The 7,235-nt window shown below is 61.2% G+C and carries 5 protein-coding genes; 3 read left to right on the top strand and 2 right to left on the bottom strand.

What is annotated here, in order from left to right; genetic code table 11:
- The first annotated feature begins 324 nt into the window (after nucleotides 1-324).
- From RWS31_RS10915 to RWS31_RS10905, 3 genes are read left to right on the top strand one after another with little or no spacing between them, the layout of a single operon-like run.
- The gene (locus RWS31_RS10915; RefSeq protein ID WP_009646919.1) at nucleotides 325-972 is read left to right on the top strand and encodes a VWA domain-containing protein; all 648 of its coding nucleotides are present in this window, start codon (nucleotides 325-327) and stop codon (nucleotides 970-972) included.
- A gap of 47 nt (nucleotides 973-1,019) precedes the next feature.
- On the top strand, nucleotides 1,020-2,660 hold the full coding sequence (locus RWS31_RS10910) for a protein phosphatase 2C domain-containing protein (protein WP_314598313.1): 1,641 nt from the start codon (nucleotides 1,020-1,022) through the stop codon (nucleotides 2,658-2,660).
- Nucleotides 2,653-4,128 carry a serine/threonine-protein kinase gene (locus RWS31_RS10905; RefSeq protein WP_314598310.1) on the top strand — a complete coding sequence of 492 codons (1,476 nt, stop codon included), beginning with the start codon at nucleotides 2,653-2,655 and terminating at the stop codon, nucleotides 4,126-4,128. The genes RWS31_RS10910 and RWS31_RS10905 overlap by 8 nt, the downstream gene beginning before the upstream one ends.
- A gap of 84 nt (nucleotides 4,129-4,212) precedes the next feature.
- Here the strand turns inward: RWS31_RS10905 and nrdG are convergent, their stop codons facing one another.
- Entirely contained in the window at nucleotides 4,213-4,716 is a 504-nt protein-coding gene (gene nrdG / locus RWS31_RS10900; protein ID WP_314598309.1) for an anaerobic ribonucleoside-triphosphate reductase activating protein, read from the bottom strand.
- Complete coding sequence (locus tag RWS31_RS10895; protein WP_314598307.1) at nucleotides 4,703-7,036, bottom strand: anaerobic ribonucleoside triphosphate reductase; 2,334 nt, start codon at nucleotides 7,034-7,036, stop codon at nucleotides 4,703-4,705. Before RWS31_RS10895 ends, nrdG begins: the two co-directional genes overlap by 14 nt.
- Nucleotides 7,037-7,235: the final 199 nt, after the last annotated feature.

Raw genomic sequence — 7,235 nt, 5'->3', positions numbered from 1 at the left:
TCGTCGTCGACAAATCCTCGACGTAGCCACTGCTACGCCTGCGGTTTGTCTCCTATACTGAGCCGTCCAAGAGCCAAGTCCGAAGGACGTAGGCAATTGGGCAACGGCTCGTATGCGAAAACGTCCCAAGAATGCAAGCGCGGAGTGCGCCGCATGATTGGCTGACGTTGACCGCTATAGGAACAGCGTATCTGTGCAAATCTGGGCAACTTCATTTTATCAGCGTTTCCTAAAGGTGTATGACAGCAGGCTTCGAGGCGTACTGCCTCGGACCATGGTTTCCGCCGCTTTTTGCGTGCGGAAGGATTCTGGGAGGTGCTTTTCATGGCGGATGTTGGACGCAGACTGCCGGTGTATTTGCTTTTGGATTGCTCGGGATCGATGATGGGTGAGCCGATCGAGGCCGTGCGCCAGGGGATCAAGGCGCTCCTGTCGGAGCTTCGCGGCGACCCGCAGGCGCTTGAGACGGCGTATCTTTCCGTCATCACGTTCGCGAGCCAGGTGCGGCAGACGACGAAGCTCACGGAGCTCATGCTCTTCAAGGAGCCGCGCCTTGAGGCCGAGGGCTGCACGCTCATGGGCGGCGCTCTGAAGCTCCTCGCCGAGTGCGTGCGCACGGAGGTGCGCAAGAATACCGAGACGCAGAAGGGCGACTGGCGGCCGCTCGTCTTCCTGTTGACGGACGGCAGTCCGACCGATCTGGAGGACTTTAGGCAGGCGGCGGCTGAAATCAAATCTCTGAAGCTCGGTAATATCATCGCGTGCGCGGCGGGCGCCGATGCCGATACGAGCTATCTCAAACAGCTTACGGACAACGTGCTGATGATGAACAGCCTGTCGGCAGGCGATATGGCAAAGTTCTTCGCGTGGGTTTCCGGCTCGATCAAGATGTCGTCAAAGAGCCTCGACGCGAAGCCCGGCGCGGCCATCGAACTGCCGCCGCCGCCGAAGGGATTCACGGTCGTCCCCTGATGGGCAGAGAAGAGCGGTCATGAAGAGGAAAGGGGTGATGTGTCTTGATGGGAAACGAAACATCGGCTGAAGTGGAACTGGGAAAGATTCACCTTGAAAAGTGTGCGGCTGCCGCGCCGCCCGAGCCAAGGGAGGAAGGGCCTGAGGCGAGCGCGACTCCGCCCGAACCGATGAAGGAGCCGACTACACCCGAACCGATGGAGAAGCCGACTACGCCTGAGCCAACAGGCGAGTCGCCTGCATCGAGCGATGCGCTGCCCGAACCAATGAATGAGCCTCCTGCATCGAGCGATGTGCTGCCCGAACCAATGGGCACGACGCTCGAACCAATTGCCGCACAGGCAGAATCGCCGAAGCAGCCGTCTGCATCGGGCGCTGCGCCATCCAAGCCAACGAGCGAGCCGCCCGCATCGAACGCTGCCGCTGCCCCTGCGGATGCAGTGGCCGAAGCGGACGATGCGGACGATGCTTCTCTCGCCCTGAGCGATGAGGCGGTTCTCGCACATACGGCATCGCTCTGGCAGTATCATCCCGTACCGCAGGATGAGCCGGATGCCGCGCCCGAGTACAAGATCGAGGAGAAGCGGATCGGCACGGCAGATTTCGTCGCGGCGCGTGTGCGCGGCAAGAAGCACAAGCACGAGGCGACGAACTGCGACGATTGGTTCGCTATAGCTGCCGTTGGCGACATCGCCGTTCTTGCCGTTTCCGACGGCGCAGGCTCGAAGCGCTTCTCGCGTGTCGGTGCGCGTGCGGCGAGCGAGGCCGCCGTCGGCTCGATCTACGAGCAGCTTCGTACCCTCGATGCGGCGAACGCCAAAAATCGCGCCGCCTTCGCGCTTCCCATGAGCGATGCGGCGTTCGGCGAGGCGTGTGCCGGGCTTGGCGCGGCGCTTCACGCAGGCGTGCTCGATGCTCGCCGCGCCGTCCTCGCGGCTTTCCATGAGCGATGCGGCCAAGAGGCGTACACGAAGCTTCTCGGGCGCGACCTCGTCCTCTCCGACTTCGCGGCGACGCTCCTCGTGACTGTCGCCGTGCCCGTCCCCGAGATCGGAGAAGTCCTCGTGCTCTCATGCCAAGTCGGCGACGGCATGACCTGTGCCATCGACACGCATGCGCCTTACGGCAAGGCAGTCAAGCTCCTCGGCAAGCCCGACAGCGGCGACTTCTCGGGCGAGACGGATTTTCTGACGAGCGAGGCCATGGCGGACATCGCCAGCCTGCAGAGGCGCACGCTCGTCACGCGAGGCGCTTACGACCTCATCCTCACGATGACGGACGGCGTGGCGGACGACTACTTCAACGAGCAGGAGATGCACCGCCTCTATCTCGACCTAGTGGCGAACGGTATCGTGCCTGGCGCGCAGGGAACGGCCACGTTCACGCGCGCCGAGGTTGAGTTTCTGCGCAGCCTGCCGCAGCCCACTACCTTCCCGTGGGTCAACGACAAGGAGCAGCATATCGCGCTGCAGTATGCGAGCCGTATGTGCCGCGAAATCCCCACGACGGAAGAATGCTTGTGGCAGAACGCGCATGTGCTCGCGCTCGCTGCCGAAGATACGAGCCTCAAGGGCGTTGCCTCGCACGCGGAGCGGCTGAAAATCTGGCTCGACAACTATGTGACGCGCGCCTCCTTCGACGACCGCACGCTCGCGCTGCTCGCCTGGAAGGAGCCTCCGCATGTCTAGGCCGAGGCTCGCGGAAGCCGTCCTCGCGGACGGCAGGAAGATTCCCTACGTCATCACGGAAAACCCGCCGCAGGGAGGCATGAAATACACATACTTCGCGCCCGACAAGTCCTACGTCGTGCAGTTCTTCCTCGATCCTGACGCAGTCGACGAGGCGCTCGTCGATCGGCTGACGGCGATCATCGGGCGCTACAACCCGACGCTTGCCGAAACGAAGGGCGGCGCACGCGGCAATACAGTGGAGGCGGCGACGTACTTCGCCGATCTCTTCTGCTGGCCGACGGCGATCGTCGTAGAGCCCGAGTTCGGCATCGTCTGCCCCGCCTATCCGAAGAACTTCTTCTTCGGACACGACGCTTCGCGCCAGCTCGACCTCGCGGGCAAGGACAAAAAGGGCAGCTGGTTCACGAACCGCGTGCGCAAGTATCTCGAAAAGGCGGAGCTTGGCAACTTCCAGATGATGCTGCGCCTCTCCATCGCGCTCACACGCGCCGTGCGCCGCATGCACCAGGCGGGACTCGCGCATTCCGACCTATCGTGCAACAACGTCCTCGTTGATCCCAAGAGTGGCAGCTGCGTCGTCATCGACATCGACTCGCTCGTCGTGCCTGGCCTGTACCCGCCCGAGGTTGCGGGCACAAAGGGCTATATCGCGCCCGAGGTGCTTGCCTCGATGGATCTTCCGTCGGGCGATGCGCGCCGCGTCATCCCAAGCCTTCTGACCGACCTCTTCGCGCTGCCCGTGCTTCTCTATCAATACCTGCTCAAGCGTCATCCGCTCGAAGGGCCGAAGAACTACGACCTGTCCGCGGAGGAAGCAGACTTTCTGATCTACGGAGAAAAGGCGCTCTTCGCCGAGCATCCGACCGATCATTCCAATCGCCCGGACGATCTGAAGGTCACGATCCATGACCTCGGGCCGTACCTCGAAAAGCTTTTCCTGCGCGCCTTCGTCGACGGCCTGCACGAACCAGAGGCGCGTCCCACGGCGTTCGAGTGGGAAAAGGCGCTCGTCAAGACGTGGGATCTCCTGCAGCCGTGCGCAAATCCGCACTGCCCCGAGAAATTCTTTATCCTGCACGACACCGCGGCACCGCGCTGCCCCTTCTGCGGCACTGCCGTGCCCGAGCGCCGCGTGCTGCACCTCAAGCGTCTGCGGCGCGTGCGCGGCAAGGCCGGCCAATGGCTGAAAGCGGGACTCTTGAACGTCTACGACGGTCTGCCGCTCTTTTCGTGGCACTTTGCAGAAAACGTCTTCCCCGATGAGAAGGCGCACGATCGCGAGGTCAAAGCCTACATCACGCGCCAAAACGGCGCATGGCATCTCGTGAACAGCGGCCTTTCCTCCCTGCGCACGCCCGAAGGGGAGCTTCTGCCCAAGGGAAAGGCGCTGCCCCTTCGGCCAGGTGAACCATTCGGTACCTGGGAGCGGCCCGACGGCGTTCTCTATATGGTCGAGAGGAAATAAATTTCGCGCACGGAGGAAAACCGTTTGGTATCAGGGAATAAAAAAGAGAGCCGAGCGGCTCTCTTTTTTATTCCCTGATACCATTTATGCGTCCTTCCAGAGGATAATTTCCCCTGTTTCACGCGTCTTCTTCATGTCGATCACGCGCTGGTTGCGGCTGCCGCGAAAGGCGAGCGTGAGGTCGCGCTCCGACTCTTCGTATGCGCCGTCCACGAGGACGTCGACCTCATCAAGCAGTGCGTCCACATCGCACGCCTTCTTCTGCTGCAGGTCTTCGAGCGTATAGCCCGTATACGCCCAGACGTCCATGCCGTGCGCGTGCACCTCATGTGCTAGGGAAGCGAGCGGCGCGGCCTGGCAGAACGGTTCGCCACCCGAGAGCGTCACGCCCGTCAGCAGGGGATTGCCGAGCACGTCCTTGAGGATCGTCTTCGTATCCATCTCCAAGCCGCTTGCGAAGTCGTGCGTCTTGGGATTCTGGCAGCCCGGGCAATGGTGCGGGCAGCCCTGCGTGAAGATCGTATAGCGGATTCCCGCCCCGTCAACGATGGAATCCGATACCGTTCCTGCGAGCTTAACCGATGCCATGCTTGACGCGGTCATGCTCTTCAGCACGCTTCGCGTTGTTCCAACGGTCGATCGTGCCGACGAGATACCCCGTGATGCGGCGGATGCGCTCGAAGGGGCGGCCGTTCTCCTTTCTGCCGCAGCGCGGGCAGATGTTGTCGATGATACCATTGTAGCCGCAGACGGGGTCGCGGTCGACGGGATGGTTGACCGAGCCGTAGCCGATGCCCGCATCGTGCATGTAGCGCACGATCGCCTCGAAGGCCTGGAGGTTCTTCGACGGATCGCCGTCCATCTCGATGTAGCTGATGTGTCCGGCATTCGTCAGCGCATGGTACGGCGCTTCGAGGCGGATCTTCTTCGCCGCCTCGATCGGGCAGTAGACGGGTACGTGGAAGCTATTCGTATAGTAGTCGCGATCCGTGACACCCTCGATTTCACCGAACTTCTTGCGGTCGAGGCGCACGAAGCGGCCCGACAATCCTTCAGCAGGCGTCGCGAGCAGCGTGAAGTTCAGCCCTGTGCGCTTTGCCTCCTCGTCCATGCGGCGGCGCATGTGCCCGACGATGGCAAGTCCTAGGGCCTGCGCCTCCTCCGACTCGCCATGATGCTTGCCGATGAGCGCTTTCAGGCATTCGGCGAGGCCGATGAAGCCCATCGAGAGCGTGCCGTGCTTCAAGACCTCGGCGATCTCATCGTCAGGCCCTATCTTCTCCGAGTCGATCCACACGCGCTGTCCCATGAGGAACGGATAATTCCTGCCCTTTTTCGCGCACTGAATCTTGAAGCGATGCAGAAGCTGGCGGATGACAAGCTCCGTGAGGCTGTCCAGCTCGCGGTAGAAGACATCCAAGTTGCCCTTGGCGAGAAGCGCGAGGCGCGGCAGGTTGATGCTCGTGAACGAGAGGTTGCCGCGGCCGCATGTGACCTCTCGCTCGGGATCGTGCACGTTGCCCATGACGCGCGTGCGGCAGCCCATGTAGGCGACCTCCGTGTTGTAGTCGCCGGGCTTGTAATACTGGAGGTTGAACGGCGCGTCGAGGAAGCTGAAATTCGGAAACAGGCGCTTCGCCGACGTCTCCATCGCGAGGCGGAAGAGGTCGTAGTTCGGATCGCCCTCGTTGTAGTTCACGCCCTCCTTGACCTTGAAGATCTGCACGGGGAAGATCGGCGTTTCACCGTTGCCGAGACCTTCCTGCGTCGCGAGCAGGAGGTTCTTCATGACCATGCGGCCTTCGGGCGACGTGTCCGTGCCGTAGTTGATCGAGCTGAAGGGCACCTGTGCGCCCGCGCGCGAGTTCATCGTGTTGAGGTTGTGTATCAGAGCCTCCATCGCCTGGAAGGTCGCGTTGTCCGTCGCATCGAGCGCCGCCCCGTAGGCGTAGTCATGCGCGCGCGCCGCGAGCTTTTCGGAGATTTCCTCGAAGCCGCACGCCTTCTGATGCGCGGGCAAAAAGTCGACGAGCGCCGCCTTGTAGACGTCCGCGCCGCCGATCGTGATGCCCAAGGGCAGCAGCGAGCGGCGAATCTCCTTAGCCAGGAGCTTCGCGTCGTCCTGCTTCATGCCGAGCGTGATGGCGAAGAAGTTCGCAATTTCCTTGAAGTAGAGCTTGCGGAAGGTCTTCCGTACGCCCGGCGCCATCGAATAGTCGAAGTTCGGGATCGCCTGACCACCGTGCATCTCGTTTTGGTTCGCTTGAATGGCGATGCAGCCGAGCGCCGCGTAGGAGCGGATGTCGTTCGGTTCGCGCAGGTAGCCGTGCCCCGTCGAGAAGCCGTCCTTGAAGAGCTTCAAAAGGTCGATCTGGCAACACGTCTCCGTCAGCATGTAGAAATCCTTGTCGTGGATATGGATGTCGCCGTCGATGTGCGCCGCCGCGATGTCCTTGGGCAGGATATGATGGTCAATGAAGTACTTCGATCCTTCCGAGCCGTACTTGAGCATCGTGCCCATCGCCGTATCGGCATCGATGTTCGCATTCTCGCGCTTGATGTCGGCATCCTTGGCACGCTTGAAGGTCAGCTCATTGTAGATGTCCATGAGGTCGCCCTCGGCGTCGCGGATCTTCGCATGCTCCGCGCGATAGAGGATGTACGCTTTCGCCGTCGAGGCGAAGTTGTTCTTGATGAGGACCTTTTCCACAGCATCCTGAATGAACTCGACGGCAGGCGTTTCCTCCCCTTCGATGCGGTGGATGACGCTCTTCGTGAGCTTTTCAAGCTGATGCTGCGAAAATGTCTCGTCGATGGACTCAAGATTCGCCTTGCGGATGGCGTCGGTGATCTTCTCGGCATCAAACGGCACGATCTGCCCCGTACGCTTCTGGATGTTCTTGATCATTAGCAGTTTCCCTTCCTCTATATATTGTGGTTGACGATGTATCACAGCGCAAGAAAAACAAAGCTGAGTCTTCGCCAAAGGAGTATATAAGAGCGGAAGCCTCCGCATTCTTTGCAGCAGCGGTCAACGTCAGCCAATCATACGGCGCGCGTTGCGCTTGCATTCTTGGGACGTTTTCGCATACGAACTGTTACCCAAT

The organism is uncultured Selenomonas sp. (genome assembly GCF_963528755.1).
In the GTDB taxonomy this organism is placed as follows: Bacteria; Bacillota; Negativicutes; order Selenomonadales; family Selenomonadaceae; genus Selenomonas.
The sequence above is the reverse complement of the archived record's forward strand: the minus strand, read 5'-3'. Positions and strand labels throughout refer to the sequence as shown.